The following is a 24,986-nucleotide window of genomic DNA, read 5'->3' on the forward strand; positions in this document are numbered from 1 at the left end:
CCGACGAACCGCTGGAAGGTGGACGGTCTGAAGTGACGTACGTCATCGCCCTGCCGTGTGTGGACCTGAAGGACAAGGCCTGCATCGATGAATGCCCGGTGGACTGCATCTACGAGGGGGAGCGGATGCTGTACATCCACCCCGACGAGTGCGTGGACTGTGGCGCCTGCGAACCGGTGTGCCCCGTCGAGGCGATCTACTACGAGGACGACACGCCCGAGGAGTGGGCCGATTACTACAAGGCCAACGTGGAGTTCTTCGACGACCTCGGCTCCCCGGGCGGTGCGGCCAAGATGGGCCTGATCAACAAGGACCACCCGCTCGTCGCCGCGCTGCCCCCGCAGCCACAGCCGGCCGACCTGTAGTGCTCACACTGCCCGAGTACCCCTGGGAGTCCCTGGCGCCCTACCGGCGCACCGCAGCGGGCCATCCCGGGGGGATCAGCGACCTGTCCATCGGCACGCCCGTGGACGACACCCCGGAACTGATCCAGCGTGCGCTGGCCGCGGCGGCCAACGCCCACGGGTACCCGACCACGCACGGCACGGCCGAACTGCGCGAGGCCATCGCCGCCTGGTACGCCCGACGTCGCGGCGTGCCCGGGCTGGACCCGCAGGCCGTGATCCCCACCGTGGGCTCCAAGGAGTTCATCGCCTGGCTGCCGCTGCTGCTCGGCATCGGCCCCGGGGACGTGGTGGTCCGCCCGACCGTCGCCTACCCCACCTACGACATCGGCGCGCTGCTGGTGGGTGCCGAGGCCGTCGCCGCGGACTCCCTGGACGACCTCGACGCCGGGACCCGCGCCCGCGTGAGACTGGTCTGGACCAACTCCCCGGCCAACCCCACCGGGCAGGTGGCCTCCGCCGACCGGCTGCGCGCCGTCGTCGACCAGGCCCGGCGGCTCGGCGCGGTGGTGGCCGGGGACGAGTGCTATGCCGAGCTCGGCTGGGACCGGTGGGACGACTCCGCGGCCGGCACGCCCTGCATCCTCTCCGAGAAGGTCTCCGGCGGGGACCACACGGGCCTGCTCAGCGTGTACTCACTCTCCAAGCAGTCCAACCTGGCCGGTTACCGGGCCGCGTTCGCGGCGGGGGACCCGGGCCTGGTGAGGAACCTCGTCAACAGCCGCAAGCACGCCGGGATGATCGTCCCGGCGCCGGTGCAGGCCGCCATGACGGTCGCGCTGGGCGACGACGCCCACGTGGCCGCACAGAAGGACCGGTACCGCGCCCGGCGGTCGCTGCTGAAGGACGCCCTGACCTCGGCCGGCCTGGTCGTGGACCACTCCGAGGCGGGGCTCTACCTCTGGACCCGGGACGGCACCCGGGACGGTGCGCCCAGCGAGGCGGACAGCTGGGCGCTGGTCGGACAGCTCGCGGAACGGGGCATCCTGGTGGGCCCGGGCACGTTCTACGGCACGGCCGGCAACGGCTACGTCCGGGTCGCGATCACGGCCACGGACGACGCCGTCGCCCGGGCCGCGGAACGGCTTCGCGCCTGGCGTTAGGTCGTCACCGATTCCGTGCATCAGCCCGGTGCTTGGTAGCGTTGACGAGGATTGAATCATCGCGACCCCCACCCCTCGGTGCCGTGGTCCGCGTCACCGACGAACTCATGAGGGAGTACCCATGACCGAGAACACTTCGGCAGCGCTGTCCGTCGACGGCACGAGCGTCGACCTACCCCGCGAGCAGGCGACCGCCGGCAACGACGGTCTGAACATCGGGCCCCTGCTGAAGAACACCGGTCTGGTCACCTACGACCCGGGGTTCATGAACACGGCCAACACCAAGTCGGCCATCACCTTCATCGACGGCGACGAGGGCGTGCTGCGCTACCGCGGTTACCCCATCGAGCAACTGGCCGAGAACTCCTCCTTCCTGGAGGTCGCCTACCTGCTGATCTACGGCGACCTGCCCACCGGTGACCAGCTGGGAGCCTGGGACGAGAACATCCGCCGCCACACCATGCTCCACGAGGACCTCAAGGGCTTCTTCGGCGGCTTCCCGCGGGACGCCCACCCGATGCCGGTCCTGTCCTCCGCGGTGTCCGCGCTGTCCACGTTCTACCCGGACTCCCTGGACCCGTTCGACGAGGAACAGGTCCACATCTCCACCATCCGGCTGATGGCCAAGCTGCCGGTCATCGCCTCCTACGCGTTCAAGAAGTCGCTGGGCCAGCCGATGCTGTACCCGGACAACTCGCTGAACCTGGTGGAGAACTTCCTGCGCCAGTGCTTCGGCGTCCCGGCCGAGCCCTACGAGCTGGACCCGGACATGGTCAAGGCCCTGGACATGCTGCTCATGCTGCACGCCGACCACGAGCAGAACTGCTCCACCTCCACCGTGCGCCTCGTGGGCTCCTCGCAGGCCAACATGTTCGCCTCCGTCTCGGCCGGCATCAACGCCCTCTACGGCCCGCTGCACGGCGGGGCCAACGAGGCGGTGCTGAACATGCTGCACCGCATCAAGGACGAGGGTGTCAGCCCCGAGGACTTCATGGAGAAGGTGAAGAACAAGGAGGCCGGCATCAAGCTGATGGGCTTCGGCCACCGGGTCTACAAGAACTACGACCCGCGCGCCAAGATCATCAAGAAGACCGCCGAGGACATCCTGGGCAAGCTCGGCGGCCACGACGAACTGCTCGAGATCGCCCAGCGCCTCGAGGAGAAGGCCCTGGCCGATGACTACTTCGTGGAGCGCCGCCTCTACCCGAACGTCGACTTCTACACCGGCGTGATCTACAAGGCCATGGGCTTCCCGGAGAAGATGTTCACCGTGCTGTTCGCCCTGGGCCGCCTGCCCGGCTGGATCGCCCAGTGGCGCGAGCTGATGCAGGATCCGTCCACCAAGATCGGCCGGCCGCGCCAGGTCTACACCGGCTACGACCTGCGGGACTACCCGGGCCGCTGAGCCCGAGCACCCGTCCGCGTCTCCCGGTCCTCCCGACGACACCCCGCCCGTCCCGGCGGGGGCGTGGTCGGGATGACCGGGATTCGTGCGTCTGTGGACCGCTCAACCCGCCAGGGTGATGGTGACCGCGCCCTCGGTCCCGGTGGCCGGCGACCAGCCGTGGTCCGCGCGGACCCAGCCCTGGCCGCCGAAGGACGCCGCCGTGACGCCGTACTGCCGCGCGTTGGCCACGGCCCACTGCACCAGGGCCCAGCCGCGCGCGCCCGTGGCCGGGATGGTCACGGTGTGCCCGTCCCCGGAGACCGCGGGATCCACGTCCGAGAGCTGGTCCGTCAGGGCGGCCACCAGGGCCCGGGCGTCCCCGGGGCCCTCGGGTGAGCGCAGCACGCAGTTCAGCCCGGCGGGGGAGTGCCCGGTCAGGGCGGACGCGTAGGCCCGGCCCTCCGGTTCGTGGTCGGCATAGGCATCGGGGTACGCCGAGCGCTGGACGGTCTGGGCGGCCACGGTGATGTCCAGGTCCTCGAAGTCCGGGACCAGCAGCTCGAGCTCCTGGTAGAACCGGTTCGTGGCGTACACCGGGTCCATGACCTGCTCCTCGGACCCCCAGCCCTGCGAGGGCCGCTGCTGGAACAGCCCGCGGGAGTCGGGCCCGGCCTCGTCCCCGTAGTCGATGTTGCGCAGCTTGGACTCCTGCACGGCGGTGGCGATGCCGATCGAGGCCGCCCGGGCGGGCAGCCCGCGGTCCATGGCCACGGCCGCGATCAGGGCGGCGTTGGCCGCCTGGTCCGGGGCGAGGCCGAAGGACTCCGTGCCGACCACGGCGGTGCACCGCTCCCGCACCAGGATCTCGGAGGAGTCGATGAACCGGGAGGCGGCCCAGAACCCGCCCGCCACGAGCACCGCGCAGACCACGAGCACCCCGAGCGCGCGCCGGCGCCGCGTCCGGCGGGGGCTCATCGGTACGCCCGGGCGTCAGTTGGCGTGCAGCGCGTCATTGAGCACGACGGTCTGCCCGGCCCGGGGCAGGGCCTGGACCTGGCCGGTGGAGGAGTCGCGGCGGAACAGCAGGTTCGGGACCCCGGACAGGTCCAGCGCCTTGACCACGGACTCGGTCCCCGAGTCCTGCTTCACGGTCACCCGGGTCCCGGCGGTCACGTACAGCCCGGCCTCCACCACGCAGTCGTCGCCCACGGAGATGCCCACGCCGGCGTTGGCGCCCAGCAGCACGCGCTCACCGATGACGATGCGCTGCGTGCCACCGCCGGAGAGGGTGCCCATGATGGAGGCCCCGCCGCCGACGTCGGAACCGTTACCGACCACCACACCGGCCGAGATCCGGCCCTCCACCATGGAGGCGCCGAGCGTGCCGGCGTTGAAGTTCACGAAGCCCTCGTGCATCACGGTCGTGCCCGCGGCCAGGTGGGCTCCGAGCCGCACCCGGTCGGCGTCGGCGATCCGGACCCCGGAGGGGAGCACGTAGTCCGTCATTCGCGGGAACTTGTCCACGCCGTACACCGCCACGGGGCCGCGGGCGCGCAGCTTCAGCCGGGTCGCCTCGAAGCCGTCGGTCGAGCAGGGACCGGCGCTGGTCCACACCACGTTGGCCAGGGTGCCGAAGATCCCGTCCAGGTTGAGGGTGTTGGGGGCCGCCAGGCGGTGGGACAGCAGATGCAGCCGCAGCCAGGAGTCCAGGGTGTCGACGGGCGCGGAGTCCAGGTCAGACTCCACGGTCACGACCCGCTGGGTGGTGCCCCGGTCCGCGTCGGGGCGGGCGACGGACTCCAGGGCCCCGGTCATCGAGCTGTCCACGTCGGCCGCCGGGCCCAGCGCCGGGGCCGGGAACCAGGCGTCCAGGACGGTGCCGTCCGCGGCGAAGGTCGCCAGTCCGAGGCCGGAGGCCGTCCGTGGGGTGGTCAGGGTGGCGCCGGGCTGGGAGGGGTTGGAGTCCATGGGAATATCCTACTGGCATGGATTCTTCCCTCCCGGTCACCACCGCGCCCGTCCTGCCCCCTCTCGACCTCGACGTGGCCCTGCTGACCGCCGAGCTGCTGGACATCCATTCCGTGTCCGACCACGAGACCCTGCTGGCGGACGCCGTCGAGGAGGCGCTGCGGGCCCTGCCGGCCCTGAGCGTGCAGCGCATCGGTGACGCGGTGGTGGCCCGCACCGAGTTCGGGCTGGACTCCCGGGTGGTGCTGGCCGGTCACCTGGACACCGTCCCGCTGCCCACCGTCCCCGGTGCCCGGGGCACGGTGCCCTCGCGCTGGGAGCCGGCGACCGGCGTCGGGACCGTGGCGGCCGTGCCGGCCGACGGGGACGTGCTCTACGGACGCGGCGCCACGGACATGAAGGGCGGAGTGGCCGTCCAGCTGGCACTGGCCGGGCTCCTGGGGCGCGACGCCGGCCCCCGTCCCGCGCGGGACGTCACCTGGGTGTTCTACGACCACGAGGAGGTCGAGGCGGCGCGGTCCGGCCTGGGCCGCATCGCCCGGCAGGCGTCCGCGTTGCTGGAGGCGGACTTCGCGGTGCTGCTGGAACCCACCGACGGCGTGGTGGAGGGAGGGTGCAACGGCACCAGCCGGTACCTCGTGACGGTGCCGGGCGTCGCCGCCCACACGGGCCGGTCCTGGCGCGGGGTCAACGCGATCCACGCGACCGCCCCCCTGCTGACGGTGCTGGCCGCCTACGAGCCGGCCACGGTCACGGTCGAGGGCCTGGACTACCGGGAGGGACTGAACGCGGTGCGGATCCACGGCGGCACCGCGGGCAACGTCGTGCCCGACTCCTGCGCCGTGGAGGTCAACTACCGGTTCGCCCCGGACAAGACCGTCGAGCAGGCGCACGAGCACGTGTACGCGGTCCTGTCCCACGCCGGCATCTCCCCGGAGGCCGTCGAGGTCACGGACGCCTCGCCCGCGGCCCGCCCCGGCCTGGACCACCCTGCGGCGGCGGCCTTCGTCGCCGCCGTCGGCGGGGTACCGATGCCCAAGTACGGCTGGACGGACGTCGCCCGGTTCTCCGAGCTGGGCGTGCCGGCCGTGAACTTCGGGCCGGGGGACGCCCTGCTGGCCCACGCCGACGACGAGCACGTCACCGCCGGCGCGGTGCGGGCGTGCCTGGGGGCGCTGCGTCGCTGGCTCGTGCCGGAGTCCGACGTCCGCTGACGGCCCGGACCGCCGGCCGCCCGGCCTACCTGACCGAGAGTGCGGGGCCCATGGTGGTGGAGGTGACCGGTGCGGTGTCCCCGCCGGTGCGGGAGGAGAGCCGTCCGGCGAGCTTGGAGGCCAGCCAGGTGAGGATGAAGTTGATGACGATGAAGATCAGTGCGGCCACCACGAGGGTCTGCAGGATGTTGGAGTAGCCCGAGCCGAGCTGGCGGGAGTACTGCAGCAGTTCGTAGAAGCCGATCAGGTAGCCCAGGGCGGAGTCCTTGATGATGACCACGAACTGGCTCAGCAGTGAGGGCAGCATTGCGGTCAGGGCCTGGGGGACCTCGACCAGGCGCAGGGACTGGTTGTTGGTCATCCCCACGGCTGCGGCGGCCTCGCGCTGTCCCTTGGGCAGCGACTTCACCCCGGAGCGGACCAGTTCGGCGATCACGGCCCCGTTGTAGACGGTGAGCCCGACGATCACCCCGTAGTACGCGGCGTCCGCGGAGGCGATCAGTCCCGAGGGGGCGACGATGCGGGAGAAGAAGAAGTACAGGAAGAACATCATCACCAGCACCGGCACGGCGCGGAAGAACTCGACCACCACGCCGGCGATCCAGCGGATCGGGCCGAACGGGGCCAGGCGCATGAAGCCGAAGATGAGCCCGAAGACCATGGCCGTGACCACGGCGATCCCGGAGGCCTGCAGGGTGAACTTCAGCCCGGGCAGGTAGTAGTTGGCCCAGGCGTTGGCGTTCAGGGCGTTGGCCCACTTCTCCGGGGCCAGCTGGTCCTGTTCGTTGAGCTGGATCAGCACCAGCACCACGATGACCAGCACGACCACCAGGGCCGCGGCGTTGGAGAGCAGGATGTTGCGCCGGGCCCTGGGGCCCGGGGCATCGAAGAGGACGGTGGCCTGGGTTCTCATCGGGCCACCGCCAGCTTGTCGGAGAGCCAGGTGGTCAGCAGGCCCATCGGGATCACGATGATGCAGAACCCGATCGCGATGGTCAGGAAGATGGAGACCATCAGGTTGGGGTTGAACTCGATCATGGTCTTCATCAGTCCGGAGGCCTCCGCCACGGAGGCGGCCGCGGCCACCGTGGTGTTCTTGGTCAGGGCGATCAGGGTGTTGCCCAGGGGGGTGATGGCCCCGCGCAGGGCCTGGGGGAGCACGACCACCCGGGCGGCGGGCAGGAAGCTCAGGCCGATGGCGCGGGCGGCCTCGGCCTGGCCCTGGGGGACCGTGTTGACCCCGGAGCGGATGGCCTCGCACACGAAGGCCGCGTGGTAGATCGACAGCGCGATGACGGCGTAGATGAAGAAGTTGAGCTCGAAGTCCGAGGAGAACGTGATCTTCAGCTGGCCCCACACGGCCAGCACGCCGAGCACCATGATGATCGTCAGCGGGGTGTTGCGCACCACGTTCACGTAGGAGGTGCCGATGGCCCGCAGCGAGCCCACGGGGGAGATCCGGAACACGGCCAGCACGGTGCCCAGCGCGAACGAGCCGATGGCCGCGAGGATGGTCAGCCGAATGTTCATCCAGAAGGCGCCGATGATGTCGTACTCGGCGAAGAGTTCAAGAAAGCCGTTCATGGGGTTCCTGTCCCTGGAGCGGACGGAGGGGTGGGGCCGACGACGGCGGCGGGACGGCCCGAGGGCCGTGCCGCCGCCGTCTCAGTGCCGCGGTTCAGTCGCGCGGCGCGGCGGCTCAGGCCTCGCAGGGCACCAGCTCGGCGTCGGGGCCGTTGTTCAGCGTCTCGTCGGGGGTGTAGCCCGTCCCCTCGGTGTTCGTGGTCAGGGCCTCCTCCCAGGCGCCCTCGTCCTTCATCTTGGTGATGGCGTCGTTGATGGCCTGGCACTGGTCCGAGCCCTTGGGGATGCCCACGCCGTAGCGTTCGGTGGTGAAGGCGTTGCCGACCACCTTGAACTTGCCGGAGTTCTCGGGGGTGGCGGCCAGGCCGGCGAGGATGATGTCGTCCGTGGTGACGGCGTCCACCTGGCCGGACTCCAGGTAGGTCACGCACTCGGCGTACCCGCCCTGCTCGACCAGGTTCACACCCTCGGCGTACTCGTCCTTGATCCGCTGGGCCGAGGTGGACCCGGTGACGGAGCACAGGTTCTTGCCGTTCAGCGCCTCCGGGCCGGTGATCTCGGTGTCGTCCTGGCGCACCAGCAGGTCCTGGCCGGCCACGAAGTACGGGCCCGCGAAGTCCACGCGTTCGGCGCGCTCGTCGGTGATGGAGTAGGTGGCGAAGATCATGTCGACCTCGCCGCCCTCCAGGGCGTTCTCCCGGTTGGCCGAGGGGGTCTGGATCCACTCGATGTCGCCCTCGGCGTAGCCCAGCTCACCGGCCACGTACTTGGCGACGTCCACGTCGAAGCCGGTCGGGTCGCCGGAGCCCTCGCGGAAGCCGAGGCCGGGCTGGTCGAACTTGATGCCGATGCGGACCGTCTCGCCACCGCCCTGGGTCTCACCGCCGCCGGTCTCACCGCCGCCGTTGTCCGTGGAGGACGGCGAGCAGGCGGACAGGGCGAGGGCGGCCGACGCGGCCAGGGCGGCGACGGAGATGTACTTCTTGCGCATGGTTCCTCCAGGGACGGTGATGATGTCGGTGCGACGGGTGGTCTGGGTGGGCGAGCGGTGCGTTCGCCCGGGTTCAGTGGGTGAGGATCTTGCCGAGGAAGTCCTTGGCGCGGGGGTGCTGGGGGCGGGTGAAGAAGGACTCGGGATCGGTGTCCTCCAGGACCTTGCCCTCGTCCATGAACAGCACCCGGTCCCCGGCCTTGCGCGCGAAGCCCATCTCGTGGGTCACCACCACCATGGTCATGCCCTCGCGGGCCAGCTGGACCATGACGTCGAGCACCTCCTGGACCATCTCCGGGTCCAGGGCCGAGGTCGGCTCGTCGAAGAGCAGGACCTTGGGCTTCATGGCCAGGGCGCGGGCGATGGCCACGCGCTGCTGCTGGCCGCCGGAGAGCTGGGCCGGCATCTTCCGGGCCTGCTGGGCCACCCCGACGCGTTCGAGCAGCCCCATGGCGTCCTTCTCCGCCTGGGCCTTCTTCACGCCCTTGACCTTGATCGGGCCCAGGGTGACGTTCTCCAGGATCGACTTGTGGGCGAAGAGGTTGAAGGACTGGAACACCATCCCGACGTCGGCGCGCAGCCGCGCCAGCGCCTTGCCCTCATCGGGCAGGGGCTTGCCGTCGATGCGGATCGTCCCGCCCGGGTCGATGGTCTCCAGGCGGTTGATGGTGCGGCACAGGGTGGACTTGCCCGACCCGGACGGGCCCAGCACGATCGCCACCTGCCGTTCCGGGATGGTCAGGTTGATGTCCGTGAGCGCCTGGAACGACCCGAAGTGCTTGTTGACGTTCTCCAGTTCGACCAGGATCCGGGTGCCGGTGCTGTCCGCCGCGGGGGGATCCGCTGGGGGCGGTGTGGTCTGCGTCATGGCGACGAGACTAGCGGAGAACGACGCCGCCCGTCAGGTGACGTGGGTGGTTCATGGTGGTTTAACACCATCGTTGCGGAACTGAAACAACTCTTTCCCGTCCGGGGGCTACCGGGTCCGGAGGCCCCGCCGACTAGTGTGGTCCCATGTCACAGAACTCCGACGACCGGCGGCCGCGACCGGAGGTCCGGCGCGGTCCCCAGACGCTGCGCGGCGCCGACGCCTCGGCACCGACGTTCGACCAGATGCTGCTGGACTCCCGCCAGCGTCAGGCGGGTTCCTCCGGACGGCGGAGCACCGAGTCGATCGCCCGGGACACCTGGCGGGTGATGCGCATGCAGGGCGAGCTCGTGGAGGGTTTCGGCTCGCTGGCGACCCTGGGCCCGGCCATCTCCGTGTTCGGCTCGGCCAGGGCCCGGCCCGGCGAGGCGGACTACGAGCAGTCCCGGGAGGTCGGCCGACGGCTGGCCGAGGCCGGCTTCACGGTCATCACCGGTGGCGGGCCCGGGGTGATGGAGGCCGCCAACCGGGGGGCCAAGGAGGGCGGCGGGCATTCCGTGGGGCTGGGCATCGAGCTGCCCCACGAGCAGGGGTTGAACGACTGGGTGGACCTGGGCATCGACTTCCGCTACTTCTTCGTCCGCAAGGTCATGTTCGTGAAGTTCTCCCAGGGTTTCGTGGTGGCCCCCGGTGGCATGGGCACCCTGGACGAGCTCTTCGAGGCGCTGACCCTGGTCCAGACCGGCAAGGTCACCGCCTTCCCCGTGGTCCTGCTGGACCGGGAGTACTGGACGCCGCTCGTGGCGTGGATCCGGGACACCCTGGTCGCCCGCGGGATGATCGCGGAGGACGACGTGGACCTGCTGCGCGTGGCGGACACCCCTGAGGAGGCCGTGGAGCTGGTGCTGACCACGGTGCCCGTGTCCCGCTGGCCGGACCGCCTGGCCGGGCGCGACGTGACCGACGACGGCCTGGGCGAGGGCGGCCCGGCCGACGGTGACCCGCAGTGACCGTGCCCGTGGTGCTGGTCCTGGTGGCGGCCGTCGTCGTGGTGGGCCTGATCGCCCTCGCCCTCGCCGGGCGCACCGGTTTCGCCCGGCCGCTGGCCGAGCCGGTCCGGACCCTGCCCCCGGTGCTGCTGCCGGCGGACCCGGAGGCGGCCGACGTCGACCGCCTGCGCTTCTCACCGGCGCTGCGGGGCTACCGGATGGACCAGGTGGACGAGACCCTGCAGCGGCTCGCGTCAGCGCTGGCGGATCGGGACGCCGAGATCACCGCGCTGCGGCGGCAGGCGCAGGACGGGCCTGACATCGGCGGTCCTGCCGGTGTGATTAGCGGCACCGCGCCGAATCCGGAATAATAGGGGATGTCAAGCGCTCTGCGACCGGCTCCCCTCGGGTGCCGGTCGCACGAACTATCGTGCGGCCCCAGCGCGACACGGGACCCGCAGTTGAGAAGGGAACACAGATGGCAGCCATGAAGCCTCGTACCGGGGATGGTCCCATGGAAGTGACCAAGGAGGGACGAAGCCTGATCATGCGCGTGCCGATCGACGGCGGCGGACGACTGGTCCTCGAGCTCAACAACGAGGAGGCCAATTCGCTCAAGGAGTGCCTCGTCGGGGTCACCGAGGGCTGACGTCCCGCCTCGTGACACCGGTATCGCACGAGACCCCCGGATCCCCGCCGCACGGCGGGTCCGGGGGTCTCGTGCATGATGGCGAGCGCCGGGAGCGCCGGTGTACCGGGGCAGTGCCGCTCCGGCGGTCAGCGCCGGACGGCCGCCAGCACGCCGGTACCGGTCGGGACGAGGGCGGAGAACCACTGCTCCTCGTCGCGCAGGAGCTTGCCGGCCTCCCGGGCGGCCACGGTGGAGGCCTCCCGCACCGCGGGTTTGGGGACCCGGTCCTGGTCCAGCGCGTCGTTGACCACCAGCAGCCCGCCCGGACGCAGCAGCCGCGCGGACTGCTCCACGTGGAAGACGAGGGACGCCTTGTCCGCGTCGAGGAACACCATGTCGTAGGACCGGCTGGTCAGCCGCGGCACCACGGTGCGCGCCCGGCCGGTGATCATCCGGGTCCGGTTGGCCGGGAACCCGCCGTCGGCGAAGGCCTCGCGGGCGGCCCGCAGCGCCTCGGCATCCGGGTCGATCGTGGTCAGCATGGAGGTGCGGACGAGCCCGCGCATCAGGGCGAGACCGGACACCCCGGCCCCGGTGCCGATCTCCACCAGGGTGGCGGGGGACCGGGTGGCCGCCAGCACGGTCAACAGGGCGGCGGTGCCCTCGCTCACCGGGACGATGCCCAGGTCTGCCGAGCGCTCGCGGGCCCGCAGCATGACCTCGTCCTCGTCCGGACGCGACTCGGCGAAGGCCCAGCTGGCATGCTTGTCCGTCTGATGGGGGCTCAGGGCCTTCATGGGGCGGGCTCGATTCTGTCGTCGGTTCCGGCGTCCTGTCGTCAGTCGCGGCACCCCAGTCTACGGCGACCTGGGCCTGTGCTCAGGCTCCTCCCAGAAAGACGGGGCACACTGGTCGGGTACGGAAAGGAGTCGTCGGCCGTGATCCCCACCGACTGCACCACCCCTCCCACCACACATGACAGCCGTTCCGGCCCCCGCGTTTCCGGCCCCAGTGCCTCGATCTCCTCCCCGGGAATGCCCGCCGGAGGGACGGACGAGGGCTGATGGCCGTCCTGCATCCCCGGAGCCGTCTGGACTCCTTCATCGAGGGCGCCCTGACCCCGTATTCCCGCGCGCGCGTCTCCGCCCATCTGGCGGACTGCTCGGACTGCCGCCGCGAGGTCGGTCAGCGCGAACGCATCCTGCGCGCCGCGTCATCCCTCGGACCGGTTCGCGGGCCGTCGTCTGACCCGTCCGGCCCGGAGGGTGCCGGGCAGCGGTGCGTCCCCGTGCTGGAGCGCCGCGACGGAGTGGCCGGCTGGAAGGTCGTGCTCGGTCTCGGAGCGGTGGGGCTGCTCACCTCCGGTGTCCTGATGTCGGCGTGGGTCGCCGGTGACCCGGAGGCCCGGGACCCGCAGGCCGGCCAGTTCCAGTTCCTGTCCTTCGCCGGGGACTCCTCCCCGGTCCCCGAGGCCGACGTGGGCCGCTCGGCCGCCGCGTCGATGTCCGGTGCGTCCTCGGGTGCCGCGTCCGTGTCACCGGTGCCGGACCGCGCACCTGCCGGTTCGATCCTGTCCTCGGCGGCCGGCATCACCCCGGACACGGCGGGTACGCTGACGCCCTCGATGGTGACCGACCTGCGCCAGGCGGGCTGGAACGTACCGACGTTCCACGGGCTCGGGATGCCCGCCACGTCGACCGGCTGGCAGCGCGGGGAGGGCTTCACCGAGGTGGTGATGACCCTGACCGGTGCCGGACACACCCTCGAGTTCCACGAGTGCCGCACCCTGCCGGACGCAGAACCGGTACCGTCCTGCCCGGTCGGCTGGGACCTGCGCAGCGGTCCCGCGGCGGAACGGGCGGCGGCGCCGGTCACCGGGCCGCTGTCCTGGACGGGCGCAGACGTCGTCCGGCTGCCGGTCGGCCTGGACATGCAATTGCGCGAGCACGCCGACGGTTCCTGGACCGCCGCACTGGCCACCTCCCAGGCGGGGTACACCGTGAACTCGGACCTGCCGGTCGAGAGTGCCCCGCGGGTGATGTCCATGGTGGTCATCTCGGAGCGCTCGCGCGTGCAGGGCGGCGCCGCACCGGAATCCCCGGGCGACCGGCTGGCGCGGGGCTTCGAGCGAATCCTCCCGTGGACGGACGGGACGGACGGGACGGAGCCGCAACGCCGGTGACGCCGGGCCGAGGCAGTCGCGGGCGGCCCCCGGTGCTCGGGTAGTCTGGGGTCCCGTGACCTTCGGAATCAACGGTGCAGAACTGATCATCCTGATCATCCTGGCCGTCCTGGTGCTCGGCCCGGAGAAACTGCCCGAGTACACGCGCAAGCTCACCGAGTGGATCCGCACCCTGCGGCGCATGGCCGAAGGGGCCAAGGTCCAGTTCAAGGACGAGACCGGGACCGACTTCGACGAGATCGACTGGCGGCGCTACGACCCCCGCCAGTACGACCCGCGGCGCATCATCCGCGAGGCCCTCGCCGACCCGGTCGACGATCCCGGGACGGACCGCCGGGCCTCCGGGACGGGCACCGGATCGACCGCGGCGAGGACCCCGCCGGACACCCGCGAGACCCTGCGGAACGACCTGGACGCCGTCCGTTCCGAACGCGATGCCCTCCGCGAGGACCTGAAGGAGATGGATCCCCGGGCACTGTTCTTCGGCTCCTCCGCCGCACGTCGCACCACCTCGTCGCCGAGCGGCGCCGGGTCATCGGCCCCGGACGACCGGGACGCCGCGGCGATCGAGGCCCCCACTCCGGCCGGCACCCCCGCGGTGCCGGCTGCCCCCGGCGCCGCGGCGAGGGAGGGGGCTGCTCCGGCCCCGGCTGCGGACGGCGCCGTGGCGGTCGAGGCCGGGGCGGACGCGGTCGGCGCCGAGCCGGCCGGCCCGCCCGCGGCGGCCCGCCCGGCACCCTTCGACGCCGAGGCGACCTGATCGGGCGCCCGGGCACCGGGGCCGCGCGCCGTCACCGGGGGCGGTCCCGGATCAGTCCCGCGGGCTGACCGGCAGCCGCACCCCCGAGAGTCCACGCGGGCGGACGGCCAGTGCGTCGGCGATGCGCCGCAGCTCGGTGCCGGCCGCCGAGCCGGGATGGGCCAGGACCACGGGGGTGCCGCCGTCGCCGTCCCGGCGCAGGACGGGGTCCAGCGGGACCGAGCCCAGCAACGGGACCGGCTGGCCCAGCGCGGCCGAGAGCCGGTCGGCCACGAGCCGGCCGCCGCCGCTGCCGAAGAGGTCGAGCACCGTGCCGTCCGGCAGGGTCATCGCGGCCATGTTCTCCACCACTCCGGCCACCTGCTGGCCGGTCTGCTCGGACAGCTCCCCCGAGCGCGCCGCCACCTGGGCCGCCGCCTGCTGCGGGGTGGTCACCACGAGCAGCTCGGAGGTGGGCATCAGCTGAGCGGCGGAGATGGCGATGTCACCGGTGCCCGGGGGCAGGTCCACGAGCAGGATGTCGAGGTCCCCCCAGTACACGTCCGTCACGAACTGCTCCAGGGCCCGGTGCAGCATGGGTCCGCGCCAGGCGACCGGGCGGTCGGTGTCCAGGAACATCCCGATGGAGATGACCTTCACGCCGTGCGCGACGGGGGGCAGGATCATCTCGTCCACGCGCGTGGGGCGCTCCGCGGTCCCCAGCAACCCGGGGATGGAGAAGCCGTGGATGTCCGCGTCCACGAGTCCCACCGCCAGGCCGCGGGCGGCCAGCGCGGTGGCCAGGTTGGCGGTGACGGTGGACTTGCCCACCCCGCCCTTGCCGGAGGCCACCGCGTAGACGCGGGTCAGGGTGGACTGGCCGAAGGGGTTGGCCGGTCGCCCGGCGGTGAGCCGGTCCTTGAGGGCGGCTCGCTGCTCGGGCGTCATCACCGTCATGACGACCTCGGAGCCCGAGCATCCCGGCAGCCCGTCCAGGGCCCGCTCGACGTCCCCGGTGATGGTGTCCCGCAACGGACAGCCCGCGATGGTCAGGCGGATGCCGATCGTCAGGTGCCCGGGGGAGTCGGCCTGCGGGCTGGTGGCGAGTGCCTCGACCGGACGCCCGGTACCGCCCTCGGTGACGGAGGCGACCATGCCCAGTTCGGTGACGGGGCGCCGCAGCTCGGGATCCAGGACGGAGCCCAGTCGCTCCCAGGCGGCCCGTTCCAGTGGCGTGGTGAGTTCGGGGGTGTCTGTCATGCGGTGGTGTCGTCCTTGCTGGTCTCGGTGTCCACGGCGGCCTCCTCCGCGGCGATGATCGCCAGCGTCGTGGTCTGTGCGCCGTCCTCGTCGCCCTCGATCCGCTCACGGGCCTCCCGGCTCGGCCGGTTCTTCTTCTTTTTCTTCTTCCGCGCCACGGTGCCGGACCCCCGGTACGGGGCGCCGTCGTCGGGACCCTGCCGCAACTCCTCGAGCAGCTCGGCGCGCACCTGCTCGCGCATCTGGTCCTTGAGCTCCTCGGTGATCTCGGCGACCGCATCGCGCATCTCGGAGCGCACGAAGTCCCGGGTGGCCACGTCCTGCAGGGCGATCCGCAGGCCGGCGAGCTCACGGGTCAGGTACTCGGTGTCCGCGAGGTTGCGCTCGGCCCGCGCACGGTCCTCGCGCAGGGACACCTTGTCCCGGTCGTCCTGCCGGTTCTGGGCCAGCAGCAGCAGCGGGGCGGCGTAGGAGGCCTGCAGGGACAGCACCAGCGTCAGCGCGGTGAAGCCCAGGGCGGCGGAGTCGAACCGCCACGCCTCCGGGGAGAACGTGTTCCAGACCAGCCAGATGGCACAGAAGATCGTCATGGCCAGCAGGAACTGCGGGGTGCCCATGAACCGGGCGAACCCCTCGGTGGCCTCTCCGAACGCGTCCGGGTTCGGGCTCAGCCGCGGCCAGCGCCGTTCGCGGGCGCCCATCGGGGTCTCCAGGCCGGTCCGGCGCTGGACCTGGTCGGTCGACTTCTCTGCCATCAGCTGGCCTCCTCTCTCGGCACCGGTGCGTCCTCGGCCTCGGAGTCGTCCATGCTGCGCCAGTCCTCGGGCAGGATGTGGTCCAGCACGTCGTCCACGGTGACGGCCCCCACCACGCGGTGGTGCTCGTTGACCACCGGGATGCAGGTCAGGTTGTAGGTGGCCAGCTCGCGCGTCACGGCCGGCAGCGGCAGCAGGTCGGACACCGGTTCGAGGTCCTTGTCCAGCAGGTTGCCCAGGGGCTCCGGCGGCGGGTAGCGCAGCAGGCGCTGGAAGTGCACCACGCCGAGGTAGCGGCCGGTGGGGGTCTCCAGCGGGGGCCGGGCCACGATCACCAGGGAGGCCATCGCGGGGGTGAACTCCTGCTGGCGGATGTTGGCCAGCGCATCGGCGACGGTCGCCTCCGGGGGCATGATCACCGGCACCGGCGTCATCACCGAACCGGCCGTGTTCTCCTCGTACTCCATGAGGCGGCGGACGTCGTCGGCCTCCTCGGGTTCCATCAGCTCCAGCAGCAGCTCCTGCTGGGAGTCGGAGAGCTCGTGCAGCAGGTCGGCGGCATCGTCCGGGTCCATCTCCTCCAGCACGTCGGCCGCGCGCTCGATGTCCAGGTGGGAGATGATCTCGACCTGGTCGTCGTCCGGCAGCTCCTGGAGCACGTCCGCCAGCCGTTCGTCCTGCAGCTCGGTGGCGACCTCCACGCGGCGCTTGGCCGTCATCTCGTGCAGGACGTCCGCCAGGTCGGCGGCCTTGAGGTCCTCGTGGGCGGCCACGAAGCTGGTGGCACCCTGGGGCTCGGCCTGGTCGGCCCACCGGGCCTGTCCCCATTCCACGAGCAGGTGCTCGCCGCGGGCCCGGCCGAAGGCCGTGCGGCCGGCGTCGCGGCGGACGTAGAGGTCGCTGACCACCCAGTCGCCGTTGCGCTGCCGCTCCAGGCCCAGGTCCTCCAGGATGGCGTTCCCGGACCCGTCCGCCAGGGTGACCTTGCGGTCGAAGAGGTCCCCGGCGACCATCAGCTCTGCCCCGCGGCGTTCGAAGCGGCGCAGGTTGATCAGCCCCGTGGTGATGATCTGACCGGAGCCCATGGAGGTCACCCGGGTCATCGGGACGAAGACCCGTTTCTTGCCCGGCACCTCGATGACCAGGCCGACCGCGACCGGCGGCAGGCCGGGCCCGCGATCGGTCACGACGGCGTCGCGCATCCGTCCCAGCCGGTCGCCCAGCGGGTCGAACACGTCCAGGCCCAGCATCCGGGCGACGAAGATCTTGGGGGCACTCACCCCTCCAGCCTAGTCGGCCCGGGTCGGCCCGCCCGGGGGCGGCCGGGCCCGGCGAGGGCGGGGACACGCCCAGCGGGGCCATGGTCAGGGCGGCCGGGGCGGCGTACCGTAGGAGCACGGATATCCGCCCCAGGGAACGAGTGGCTATGAACCGTGGCCCATGGAAGAAGTGGACTCCCGCCGTGGCGGTGAGCGCGACGATCGCGGCGCTCGCGGCGGGTGGCTCCATCGCGGCCAGCGCGCGGACGGACCTGCCGGACAGGACACCCCGGGACGTGCTCGAGATGGTCGCCGCGCACGAGGTCGAGGGGTTCTCCGGCCGCCTGACGGCCAGCGTCGAGCTGGGCCTGCCGCAGCTGCCCGTGGAGGCCGTCCGGGACGCCGAGGCCCAGGACACCGGCGCCGTGGACGCACGACTGGCCGAACTGCTCGCGCTGGTGCCGGGCACGCACGAGGCCCGGGTCTTCGCCGACGGACACGACCGGTCGCGCCTGCAGCTCCTGGACGGGGCCGAGGAGAAGAACCTCATCCGCAACGACGAGGAGCTCTGGTTCTACGACTCCGTCGAGGACCGGGCCGTCCACGCCACCGTGCCCCGGGACGGCGCGGGGCACGGTGAGGCCTCGGACCCATGGCGGCGTGACGGGGCCCTGCCCACCCCGGAGCGGATCGCCGAGCGCGTGCTGGACCGGGCCGAGGTGCACAGCACGGTCACGGTCGAGGAGGGCACCGCTGACTCCGGCCGGGACGCCTACACCCTGCGCCTGGACCCGCGCACCGATCAGACCCTCGTGGACAGTGTCCTGGTCGACGTCGATGCCCAGACCGGCATGCCGGTCGGCATCGAGGTGCGTGCGGTGGGCCAGGACGAGCCGGCCGTCAGCGTCGCCTTCACGGAGTTCACCCCGGGTGCGCCCGACGCCGGCCTGTTCGACTTCGAGCCGCCCGCCGGGGCCACGGTGGAGGAGCAGACCCTTCCGGACTGCGGGCAGCGGTCCGATGCCGCCGGCGCCCGGGAAGACGTGAACCGGGAACCGGTCTCCGGTGACCGGGCACGGGGTGAGGTCATCGGCGAGGGCTGGGAGGCCGTCGTGGTGATGCCCGCCGGGACCGGCCCCGGGGAACTGGCCGGTTCGGCGCTGCTGGACGAACTGGCCGTGGAGGTCGAGGGCGGACGGGTGCTGAGCACGCCGTTGCTGAACGTCCTGCTGGCGGACGACGGGCGGGTGCTCGCGGGACCGGTGCCGCAGCACCGGCTGCTGGAGGTCGCCGCCGCCGGAACCGGCGAGGAGTGAACGGCGCATTCCCGGACGCGGACCCGGTCATCCGCACGCGCCGGTTGAGCAAGCGGTTCGGGAGGCGTCAGGCCGTCCGCGAGGTGGACCTGACCGTCCCGCGCGGCGCGGTGTTCGGGTTCCTGGGGCCCAACGGCTCCGGCAAGACCACGACGATCCGGATGCTGCTGGGCCTGGCCGCGCCGACCTCCGGCACCATCAGCCTGCTCGGCGAGCCGATGCCGCAGGCAGCCCTGCGGGTCCTGCCGCGCGTCGGGGCGCTCGTGGAGGGCCCGGCGTTCTACCCCTACCTCTCCGGGCGGGCCAACCTGGTCCGCCTTGACGCCGCGGACCGCACCTCCGATGCCCGCACGCGGGTGCGGCGGGTGGAGGAGGCGCTCGAGCGCGTGGGGCTCTCGCGCGCCGCCCGACTGGCCGTGCACGCCTACTCCCTGGGCATGAAGCAGCGACTCGGCATCGCCGGCGCCCTGGCCGCCGAGCGCGAACTGCTGGTGCTGGACGAGCCCACCAACGGACTGGACCCGCAGGGGACACGCGAGGTGCGGCACCTGGTGGCCTCACTGGCCGGGGCCGGGCTGACGGTGTTCGTCTCCAGCCACCTGCTCAGCGAGGTGGAGCAGGTGTGCACGCACGCGGCGGTCATGAGCAACGGGAGGCTCGTGGCACAGGGGACGCTGGACGAACTGCGCGGGACCGCGGCGGGGCGGGTGGTGGTGCACACCCGGGACACCGAGGCCGCCGGACGGGTGCTCGCCCGCCTGGGGCTGTCTCCGCTGCCCGACGGGACCGGCACCGTGCGCGCCACCACGGGCCCGCACGCGCCGCCTCCCGAGGACATCGTCTCCGCCCTGGTCACCTCCGGGGTGGGCGTGCGCGGGTTCAGCGTGGAGGGAACGAGCCTGGAGGAGCGGTTCGTGCAGCTGACGGGAGAGGGGTTCGACATTGCCTGAGCGCACCGCGCGGGCCGGTGGGATGCTCGCCTCGGAGCTGCACCTGTTGTTCCGGCGCCGGCGTACCTGGGCCCTGTTCGCCGCGCTGGCCGCGGTGCCGGTGCTCATCGGGCTGGCCGTGCGGGTCTCCACCGGCCCGCCGCGGGGCCGCGGGCCGGCGTTCCTGGACCAGGTCGCCGGCAACGGGCTCTTCCTGGCCGTGGTCGGACTGCTCGTCAGCGTGCCGCTGTTCCTGCCGCTGACCGTCGCGGTGGTCGCCGGGGACTCGATCGCCGGCGAGGCCTCCCAGGGCACCCTGCGCTACCTCCTGACGGCCCCCGTGTCGCGGGCCGGCCTGCTGCTCGTCAAGTACGCGGTCATCGTGGTGTTCTGCGCCGCTGCGGTGCTGGTGCTCGCGGGGGCCGGGGTGCTGGTCGGCCTGGTCCTGTTCGGGGTGCAGCCGGCCGTGCTGCTCTCCGGGGACACCCTCGGCCTCGGGGCGTCGTACGCGCGGATCGCCCTCATCGCCGCCTATGTGGCCGTGTCCCTGCTGGGGCTGGGGGCGATCGGGCTGTTCCTCTCGACGCTCTCGGACGTACCGGTGGGCGTGATGGCGGCCATCGCCGTGCTCGCGGTGGCGGCCCAGATCGCCGGTTCCCTGCCGCAGCTGGACTGGCTGCACCCCTGGCTGTTCACCGAGCACTGGACCGGTTTCGTGGACCTGCTGCGCCAACCGGTGCTCTGGGACTCCTTCGTCGACAACGCGGTGCTGCAGGCCGGTTACGTGCTGGTGTTCGGCGCGCTGGCCTACGGCAGGTTCGCCACGAAGGACGTGCTGAGCTGACCGGGGGCCGGGGGCGGGGGCCGGCACCGTGTTGCTTACGCCGGTGGCTGAGAACCGGCGCCCCGTGGTGACCGTCCAGGTCGTCAGCGGCAGAATGGACCCATGTCGATGCTCTTCGGTCCCGCGTCCTCCGACCCGGCAGCCAGCGGCCTGCCCCGTGGCGAGGTGCTGGGCACCTACGACTCCTACGCGGACGCCCGGAAGGTCGTGGACCGGCTGGCCGAGCAGGACTTCGACGTCCGGACCGTCTCGATCGTCGGCGTCGACCTGCGCACGGTCGAACGGATCCGCCACCGGCAGACCTATGCCTCCGTGGCCCTGCGCTCGGCCCTGCAGGGAGCGTTCTTCGGACTGATGCTCGGCATCCTGATGAGCCTGATCGACCCCGCCGGCACGGGTCCGCAGATGCTTTACACCGTGGGCCTCGGCGTCGGGATCTGGGTGCTGTTCGGGGTCATCGGCCACGCGATCCGCAAGGGCAAGGGCTTCGACTCCGTCCAGCAGCTCGTGCCCGCCCGCTTCGACGTGGTCTGCGAGTTCGCCTCGGCGGCCACGGCCCGCCAGATCCTCGGGGGCGCCCCGGCGCCGTCACCGGCGCCCACCGCCGCACCGGCGCCCGCGCAGCAGCCGCCGGGCCCCGCTCCGTCCGGCCCGACGGCGCCGGTCGGCCCGGCGACCCCGCCCACCGGGACGGGCGGCACCGGCCGGGAACCGGCCTCCGCACCGCCGGCCCCGACCGCGGACTCCGCGCCGGCTCCGGCCCCGGCCTCCGCGGCGACGCCCGCCTCCGCTCCGGCCCGCACCCATCACTTCCCCGACCTGCCCGACGGTCGGCCCCAGTACGGCGTCCGGCTGCCGGAGGAGCAGGCCCAGGCGCTGCGGGAGCAGATGCTGAAGGACCACTCCGGCGCCGGCCGGTCCGGCAACACCCCCGGGGCCTTCGCCGCCCCCGACTACGGCCGGCGCGGCAGCGGCCGGCGGAGGGACCCGGACCGCCCGCTCGACGGCGTCCCCGCCCCCGATGCCGGGTCCGGCACCGCGTCCGAGCCGCCCTCCGTCCCTGCAGCGGGGGAGGGCACCGCGGCGGGCACCGGGCCGGCGTCGGGCACCACGGAGGGACGCTTCGCCCGGCCGCGCTACGGCCGCCACGCCGAGCGCCCTGCCGGCGAGACCGGCGCGGAACCCGGCGCCGGACCGGACACCGTGCCTCCGGCGCGCGACGACGACCCGGCCTGACACCGGCCGGGCCGTCACGGGCGGGGCTCAGCGCTGGAGGTCGGCCATCCAGGCCTCGATCGCCTCGGGGGTGCGCGGCAGGGCGGCGGAGAGGTTCTCGGCGCCCTCGTCGGTGACACGGATGTCGTCCTCGATGCGGATGCCGATGCCGCGGTACTCCTCGGGCACGGCCAGGTCCTCGGCCTTGAAGTACAGGCCCGGCTCGATGGTGAAGACCATCCCCGGCTGCAGCTCGCCGTCGAGGTAGAGCTCCCGCTTGGCCTGGGCACAGTCGTGGACGTCGAGGCCGAGGTGGTGGCTGGTGCCGTGCGGCATCCACCGACGGTGCTGCTGGCCCTGCGGGGACAGCGCCTCCTCCACGGTGACCGGAAGCAGGCCCCACTCGTGCAGGCGCTCGGCGAGCACCCGCATGGCGGTCTCGTGGATCTGGCGGAACCGGATGCCCGGCCTGACGACCTCGAAGGCGGCGTCGGCGGCGTCCAGCACCGCCTGGTAGACCGTCCGCTGCACGTCCGTGAACGTCCCGTTGACCGGCAGCGTGCGGGTGATGTCCGCCGTGTAGAGGGAGTCGGCCTCCACGCCGGCGTCCACGAGGATCAGGTCCCCGTCCCGCACCGCGCCGTTGTTGCGGATCCAGTGCAGCACGGTGGCGTTGTTCCCGGAGGCCGCGATCGTGTCGTACCCCAGGTCGTTGCCCTCCAGCCGGGCCCGGGAGAAGAACGCGCCCTCGACGATGCGCTCACCGCGCTCGTGGCCGGCCGCCGCGGGAAGCACCTTCACGATGTCCTCGAACCCGGAGATGGTGGCCGCGACCGAGCCGCGCAGTTCCTCGATCTCCCAGCCGTCCTTGACCAGGCGCAGCTCGGAGAGGAACTCGGCCAGCTCGGCGTCGAGCCCGTCCGAGACCTCCAGGTCCACGCCGGTGTTGATCCGCGAGGTGTCGACCAGGGCCTCGACGTCCAGGTCCGAGCCGCGCAGCAGGCGGATCCGGATCCCGCCGATCTCCACCGCACCGGCGTTCTTGGTGACCGCGACCTCCAGCCCGGACAGGTCGGAGGTGCGGATGCCGGTGCGGGACTGCATCTGGCCGAGGGTGGGGCGGGCGCCGATCCAGAACTCGCCGGTGCGGGCGTTGGAGTAGAACTCCTCGGAGTCACGGCCGGCCAGCGGCCGGAAGTACAGGGTGGCCTCGTGGTCCGAACCGTGGTCGCCGGTCCCCGGGTCCACCGGTTCCAGCACGAGCACGGCGTCCGGCTCGTGGTCCACCCCGAGCCCGGTCAGGTGGGCGAACGCGGAGTGGGCACGGAACCGGTAGTCGGTGTCGTTGGAGCGGACCTTCAGCGGACCGGCCGGGACGACGATGCGCTCGCCCCGGTACTTCTCCGACAGGGCCGCCCGGCGCTTGGCCGCGAACGGCGCAGAGGTGTCCGGCATGACCAGGGGGGTCTCGGCCGGGGCCCAGTTCGAGCCCATGAACTCCTTGAAGGCCTCGGAGGTCGGCTTCTGGGACCGGTTGTTCACGCGGTCCTCGATGGGCTGGGTGTCGTGGGCCGGGGTCTCCGGGGTCTGGGACTGTGCATCACTCATGGCGTCCATCATCGCACTGCGCCCGGCGTTGGCTAGGCTGGTGGTCATGCCGTTCGACCTGCACACGCACTCCAACATCTCGGATGGCACCGAACCGCCCGCCACCGTGGTGCGCGCCGCGGCCAGGGCCGGGCTGAGCGGCCTGGCGCTGACCGACCACGACTCCACGGCCGGCTGGGCCGAGGCCGCGGACCAGGCGGTGGCGTCAGGGATCGTGCTCATCCCGGGCATGGAGGTCTCCTGCGTCTCGGACACCGGCATCAGTGTGCACCTGCTGTCCTACCTGCACGACCCCCACGATCCGGACCTGTCCGCGGAGATCGAGCGGTCCCGCAGTTCCCGCCTCACCCGGGCCCAGCGGATGGTGGGCCGGCTGGCCGAGGACTTCCCGATCACGTGGGACCACGTGCTGCGCCACTCCACGCCGGACGCCACGATCGGTCGGCCGCACATCGCCGACGCGCTCGTCTCCCTCGGCGTGGTGGAGGACCGCTCGGCGGCGTTCACGTCGATCCTGACGCCGCGCTCCAAGTACTACGTGGGCCACTACGCCCCGGACCCGGTGGACGCGGTCCGGCTGGTCCTGGCGGCCGGGGGAGTGCCCGTGTTCGCCCATCCCATGGCCTCCATGCGGGGGCGCGTGGTCGGTACGGAGCTGTTCCGCGAGATGATCGACGCCGGGCTGGCCGGGGTGGAGGCCGACCACCGGGACAACCCGGACGACGCCCGCCGCTGGCTGCGCGTGCTGGCCCGCCAGCATGGGATGTTCGTCACCGGTTCCTCCGACTACCACGGGGCCGGCAAGCCCAACCGGATCGGGGAGCACACCACCGACGCGGCCGTGGTGCAGCAGATCATCGAGCGCGGCACGGGCACCGAGGTCATCTACCCCTGACCCCCGCGGCGGGCGGCGGAGGACACGGGGGGCTCACGGGCGGAGCCGCGCCTGTCTCAGCGCCAGGGGTTCCGGGTCACGGACACGTGCACCGTCCAGGCCGCCAGGCCGAGGAAGGCCAGGGCCTGGACCCCGAGCAGGCCCAGGTCCATGAGCCACTGTCCGGCCGTGGGCTCGAACAGCGGGTCGATTCCGGGCGCGGGGGGTTGCTGGAGGCCCACCGTCGCGGCCGTCGCCGCATAGCCGAAGCGAGCGGGCAGCAACCAGGACACCTGCTCGAGGCCATCGCGTCCCGCCAGCGGGAACAGCCCGCCGCACAGAATCAGCTGGGACATCACCATGGCGACGAGCGCGGGCATGGTCTGTTCCGTGGACGTCACGGCTCCCGAGACGGCCAGTGCGGCGACGGCCATGGCCACACCGACCGCCGCTATCGCCACGGCGACCTCCACGCGTCCGTCGCCCAGCAGCAGGGCGTCGTCCGGTCCCGGCAGGCCGAGGAGGGCGAGCACGGTGAACACCAGGCATTGGCAGGCCACCAATACGCCGAGCACCACGGCCTTGCTGAGCAGGTATGCCGCCGGAGAGAGTCCGACGGCGCGCTCTCGTCGGTAGATCGGCCGCTCCCCGACGAGCTCGCGGATGGACAGCGCCGTTCCCATCAGGGCGGCGCCCACGACGAGGACCACCAGGCGTTGCTGGACCTGGTTGACGTCACCCTGTGCCTCGCTCAGGGACAGCCCGGCCCTGCCGGGGAAGGCCTGTGCCATCAGCGCGAGCAGCATGGGCATGCCGATCAGGAGCATGACGAAGAGCCGGTCCGCGGCGACCACCGAGATGTTCCG

General features: G+C 72.2%; 26 protein-coding genes. 14 read left to right on the forward strand and 12 right to left on the reverse strand.

The genetic code is table 11. The features are described from left to right. The first annotated feature begins 32 nt into the window (after positions 1-32). The 3 genes from fdxA (at position 33) to Q0283_RS15945 (ending at position 2,912) form a co-directional block, all read left to right on the forward strand. A complete protein-coding gene (gene fdxA / locus Q0283_RS15935; protein ID WP_010144448.1) occupies positions 33-365 on the forward strand; it encodes a ferredoxin in 333 nt (110 codons plus the stop codon). Beyond that, positions 365-1,507: a succinyldiaminopimelate transaminase gene (gene dapC, locus Q0283_RS15940; protein WP_298045548.1), complete on the forward strand. Its 1,143-nt coding sequence runs from the start codon at positions 365-367 to the stop codon at positions 1,505-1,507. The genes fdxA and dapC overlap by 1 nt, the downstream gene beginning before the upstream one ends. A 121-nt stretch (positions 1,508-1,628) precedes the next feature. Beyond that, the gene (locus Q0283_RS15945; RefSeq protein WP_010144451.1) at positions 1,629-2,912 is read left to right on the forward strand and encodes a citrate synthase; all 1,284 of its coding nucleotides are present in this window, start codon (positions 1,629-1,631) and stop codon (positions 2,910-2,912) included. A gap of 102 nt (positions 2,913-3,014) precedes the next feature. On the opposite strand, the gene Q0283_RS15950 is transcribed toward Q0283_RS15945, so the two are convergent. Together Q0283_RS15950 and dapD are read right to left on the reverse strand one after the other, a co-directional pair. After that, positions 3,015-3,869, reverse strand: a complete 855-nt coding sequence (locus Q0283_RS15950; protein ID WP_298045550.1) for a hypothetical protein — start codon at positions 3,867-3,869, stop codon at positions 3,015-3,017. 15 nt (positions 3,870-3,884) lie between these two features. Next, positions 3,885-4,862: a 2,3,4,5-tetrahydropyridine-2,6-dicarboxylate N-succinyltransferase gene (gene dapD, locus Q0283_RS15955; RefSeq protein WP_298045551.1), complete on the reverse strand. Its 978-nt coding sequence runs from the start codon at positions 4,860-4,862 to the stop codon at positions 3,885-3,887. Positions 4,863-4,879: 17 nt separating this feature from the next. On the opposite strand from dapD, the gene dapE reads away from it, so the two are divergent. Beyond that, positions 4,880-6,076 (forward strand): succinyl-diaminopimelate desuccinylase, encoded by a 1,197-nt coding sequence (dapE, locus tag Q0283_RS15960; protein ID WP_298045553.1) that lies wholly within the window; start codon positions 4,880-4,882, stop codon positions 6,074-6,076. Positions 6,077-6,101: 25 nt separating this feature from the next. Here dapE and Q0283_RS15965 read toward each other — a convergent pair whose 3' ends face one another. The 4 genes from Q0283_RS15965 to Q0283_RS15980 form a co-directional block, all read right to left on the reverse strand. Further along, positions 6,102-6,989 (reverse strand): amino acid ABC transporter permease, encoded by an 888-nt coding sequence (locus Q0283_RS15965; RefSeq protein ID WP_298045555.1) that lies wholly within the window; start codon positions 6,987-6,989, stop codon positions 6,102-6,104. After that, the gene (locus Q0283_RS15970) at positions 6,986-7,660 is read right to left on the reverse strand and encodes an amino acid ABC transporter permease (protein ID WP_183527042.1); all 675 of its coding nucleotides are present in this window, start codon (positions 7,658-7,660) and stop codon (positions 6,986-6,988) included. The genes Q0283_RS15965 and Q0283_RS15970 overlap by 4 nt, the downstream gene beginning before the upstream one ends. A gap of 115 nt (positions 7,661-7,775) precedes the next feature. Further along, positions 7,776-8,651: a glutamate ABC transporter substrate-binding protein gene (locus Q0283_RS15975; RefSeq protein ID WP_298045556.1), complete on the reverse strand. Its 876-nt coding sequence runs from the start codon at positions 8,649-8,651 to the stop codon at positions 7,776-7,778. A 73-nt stretch (positions 8,652-8,724) separates the two neighbouring features. Next, positions 8,725-9,456 carry an amino acid ABC transporter ATP-binding protein gene (locus Q0283_RS15980; protein WP_192807898.1) on the reverse strand — a complete coding sequence of 244 codons (732 nt, stop codon included), beginning with the start codon at positions 9,454-9,456 and terminating at the stop codon, positions 8,725-8,727. A gap of 209 nt (positions 9,457-9,665) precedes the next feature. On the opposite strand from Q0283_RS15980, the gene Q0283_RS15985 reads away from it, so the two are divergent. The 3 genes from Q0283_RS15985 to Q0283_RS15995 all read left to right on the forward strand — a co-directional run bounded on the left by Q0283_RS15985 (position 9,666) and on the right by Q0283_RS15995 (position 11,157). Next, a complete protein-coding gene (locus Q0283_RS15985; RefSeq protein WP_183527036.1) occupies positions 9,666-10,529 on the forward strand; it encodes a TIGR00730 family Rossman fold protein in 864 nt (287 codons plus the stop codon). After that, positions 10,526-10,879, forward strand: coding sequence for a DivIVA domain-containing protein (locus tag Q0283_RS15990; protein ID WP_183527017.1), 354 nt, complete (start codon positions 10,526-10,528; stop codon positions 10,877-10,879). The genes Q0283_RS15985 and Q0283_RS15990 overlap by 4 nt, the downstream gene beginning before the upstream one ends. A 107-nt stretch (positions 10,880-10,986) precedes the next feature. Next, positions 10,987-11,157, forward strand: a complete 171-nt coding sequence (locus Q0283_RS15995) for a DUF3117 domain-containing protein (RefSeq protein ID WP_083843390.1) — start codon at positions 10,987-10,989, stop codon at positions 11,155-11,157. Positions 11,158-11,285: 128 nt separating this feature from the next. Here the strand turns inward: Q0283_RS15995 and Q0283_RS16000 are convergent, their stop codons facing one another. Next, entirely contained in the window at positions 11,286-11,936 is a 651-nt protein-coding gene (locus Q0283_RS16000; RefSeq protein ID WP_183527014.1) for an O-methyltransferase, read from the reverse strand. 266 nt (positions 11,937-12,202) lie between these two features. Here Q0283_RS16000 and Q0283_RS16005 point away from each other — a divergent pair, with 266 nt between their 5' ends. Together Q0283_RS16005 and Q0283_RS16010 are read left to right on the forward strand one after the other, a co-directional pair. Then, positions 12,203-13,321 carry a zf-HC2 domain-containing protein gene (locus Q0283_RS16005; RefSeq protein WP_183527011.1) on the forward strand — a complete coding sequence of 373 codons (1,119 nt, stop codon included), beginning with the start codon at positions 12,203-12,205 and terminating at the stop codon, positions 13,319-13,321. Between the two features lie 55 nt (positions 13,322-13,376). Continuing rightward, entirely contained in the window at positions 13,377-14,081 is a 705-nt protein-coding gene (locus tag Q0283_RS16010; RefSeq protein ID WP_183527007.1) for a twin-arginine translocase TatA/TatE family subunit, read from the forward strand. 51 nt (positions 14,082-14,132) lie between these two features. Here the strand turns inward: Q0283_RS16010 and Q0283_RS16015 are convergent, their stop codons facing one another. From Q0283_RS16015 to Q0283_RS16025, 3 genes are read right to left on the reverse strand one after another with little or no spacing between them, the layout of a single operon-like run. Further along, a complete protein-coding gene (locus Q0283_RS16015; protein WP_183527005.1) occupies positions 14,133-15,320 on the reverse strand; it encodes an Mrp/NBP35 family ATP-binding protein in 1,188 nt (395 codons plus the stop codon). Then, complete coding sequence (locus Q0283_RS16020; RefSeq protein WP_183527001.1) at positions 15,317-16,075, reverse strand: DUF1003 domain-containing protein; 759 nt, start codon at positions 16,073-16,075, stop codon at positions 15,317-15,319. The genes Q0283_RS16015 and Q0283_RS16020 overlap by 4 nt, the downstream gene beginning before the upstream one ends. After that, entirely contained in the window at positions 16,075-17,355 is a 1,281-nt protein-coding gene (locus Q0283_RS16025) for a magnesium transporter MgtE N-terminal domain-containing protein (RefSeq protein ID WP_298045568.1), read from the reverse strand. The genes Q0283_RS16020 and Q0283_RS16025 overlap by 1 nt, the downstream gene beginning before the upstream one ends. Positions 17,356-17,543: 188 nt before the next feature. On the opposite strand from Q0283_RS16025, the gene Q0283_RS16030 reads away from it, so the two are divergent. The 4 genes from Q0283_RS16030 (at position 17,544) to Q0283_RS16045 (ending at position 21,659) form a co-directional block, all read left to right on the forward strand. Beyond that, a complete protein-coding gene (locus tag Q0283_RS16030; protein ID WP_298045569.1) occupies positions 17,544-18,650 on the forward strand; it encodes a hypothetical protein in 1,107 nt (368 codons plus the stop codon). After that, on the forward strand, positions 18,647-19,600 hold the full coding sequence (locus Q0283_RS16035) for an ABC transporter ATP-binding protein (protein ID WP_298045571.1): 954 nt from the start codon (positions 18,647-18,649) through the stop codon (positions 19,598-19,600). Before Q0283_RS16030 ends, Q0283_RS16035 begins: the two co-directional genes overlap by 4 nt. A gap of 22 nt (positions 19,601-19,622) precedes the next feature. Beyond that, complete coding sequence (locus Q0283_RS16040; protein ID WP_298045583.1) at positions 19,623-20,423, forward strand: ABC transporter permease; 801 nt, start codon at positions 19,623-19,625, stop codon at positions 20,421-20,423. Positions 20,424-20,525: 102 nt separating this feature from the next. Then, positions 20,526-21,659 (forward strand): general stress protein, encoded by a 1,134-nt coding sequence (locus Q0283_RS16045; RefSeq protein WP_298045573.1) that lies wholly within the window; start codon positions 20,526-20,528, stop codon positions 21,657-21,659. 27 nt (positions 21,660-21,686) lie between these two features. Here the strand turns inward: Q0283_RS16045 and Q0283_RS16050 are convergent, their stop codons facing one another. Next, entirely contained in the window at positions 21,687-23,246 is a 1,560-nt protein-coding gene (locus Q0283_RS16050; protein ID WP_298045575.1) for an aminopeptidase P family protein, read from the reverse strand. A 46-nt stretch (positions 23,247-23,292) separates the two neighbouring features. Between Q0283_RS16050 and Q0283_RS16055 the strand changes: the two genes are divergently transcribed. Continuing rightward, positions 23,293-24,141: a PHP domain-containing protein gene (locus Q0283_RS16055; RefSeq protein WP_298045578.1), complete on the forward strand. Its 849-nt coding sequence runs from the start codon at positions 23,293-23,295 to the stop codon at positions 24,139-24,141. 56 nt (positions 24,142-24,197) lie between these two features. Here the strand turns inward: Q0283_RS16055 and Q0283_RS16060 are convergent. After that, a partial coding sequence (locus tag Q0283_RS16060) for an ABC transporter permease (protein ID WP_298045580.1) occupies positions 24,198-24,986 on the reverse strand: 789 nt, incomplete at its 5' end.

The sequence above is a fragment of the uncultured Citricoccus sp. genome (assembly GCF_937871995.1).
Lineage (GTDB): Bacteria > Actinomycetota > Actinomycetes > Actinomycetales > Micrococcaceae > Citricoccus.

Coding starts and splice junctions, on each gene's coding strand:
- Q0283_RS15965 (WP_298045555.1), bottom strand. CDS start 6,989: ATGAGAACCCAGGCCACCGTCCTCTTCGATGCCCCGGGCCCCAGGGCC.
- Q0283_RS16040 (WP_298045583.1), top strand. CDS start 19,623: ATGCTCGCCTCGGAGCTGCACCTGTTGTTCCGGCGCCGGCGTACCTGG.
- Q0283_RS15970 (WP_183527042.1), bottom strand. CDS start 7,660: ATGAACGGCTTTCTTGAACTCTTCGCCGAGTACGACATCATCGGCGCC.
- Q0283_RS15995 (WP_083843390.1), top strand. CDS start 10,987: ATGGCAGCCATGAAGCCTCGTACCGGGGATGGTCCCATGGAAGTGACC.
- Q0283_RS15950 (WP_298045550.1), bottom strand. CDS start 3,869: ATGAGCCCCCGCCGGACGCGGCGCCGGCGCGCGCTCGGGGTGCTCGTG.
- Q0283_RS16050 (WP_298045575.1), bottom strand. CDS start 23,246: ATGAGTGATGCACAGTCCCAGACCCCGGAGACCCCGGCCCACGACACC.
- Q0283_RS15985 (WP_183527036.1), top strand. CDS start 9,666: ATGTCACAGAACTCCGACGACCGGCGGCCGCGACCGGAGGTCCGGCGC.
- Q0283_RS16005 (WP_183527011.1), top strand. CDS start 12,203: ATGGCCGTCCTGCATCCCCGGAGCCGTCTGGACTCCTTCATCGAGGGC.
- Q0283_RS16045 (WP_298045573.1), top strand. CDS start 20,526: ATGTCGATGCTCTTCGGTCCCGCGTCCTCCGACCCGGCAGCCAGCGGC.
- Q0283_RS16055 (WP_298045578.1), top strand. CDS start 23,293: ATGCCGTTCGACCTGCACACGCACTCCAACATCTCGGATGGCACCGAA.
- Q0283_RS16015 (WP_183527005.1), bottom strand. CDS start 15,320: ATGACAGACACCCCCGAACTCACCACGCCACTGGAACGGGCCGCCTGG.
- dapE (WP_298045553.1), top strand. CDS start 4,880: ATGGATTCTTCCCTCCCGGTCACCACCGCGCCCGTCCTGCCCCCTCTC.
- Q0283_RS16000 (WP_183527014.1), bottom strand. CDS start 11,936: ATGAAGGCCCTGAGCCCCCATCAGACGGACAAGCATGCCAGCTGGGCC.
- Q0283_RS15945 (WP_010144451.1), top strand. CDS start 1,629: ATGACCGAGAACACTTCGGCAGCGCTGTCCGTCGACGGCACGAGCGTC.
- Q0283_RS15975 (WP_298045556.1), bottom strand. CDS start 8,651: ATGCGCAAGAAGTACATCTCCGTCGCCGCCCTGGCCGCGTCGGCCGCC.
- dapD (WP_298045551.1), bottom strand. CDS start 4,862: ATGGACTCCAACCCCTCCCAGCCCGGCGCCACCCTGACCACCCCACGG.
- Q0283_RS16020 (WP_183527001.1), bottom strand. CDS start 16,075: ATGGCAGAGAAGTCGACCGACCAGGTCCAGCGCCGGACCGGCCTGGAG.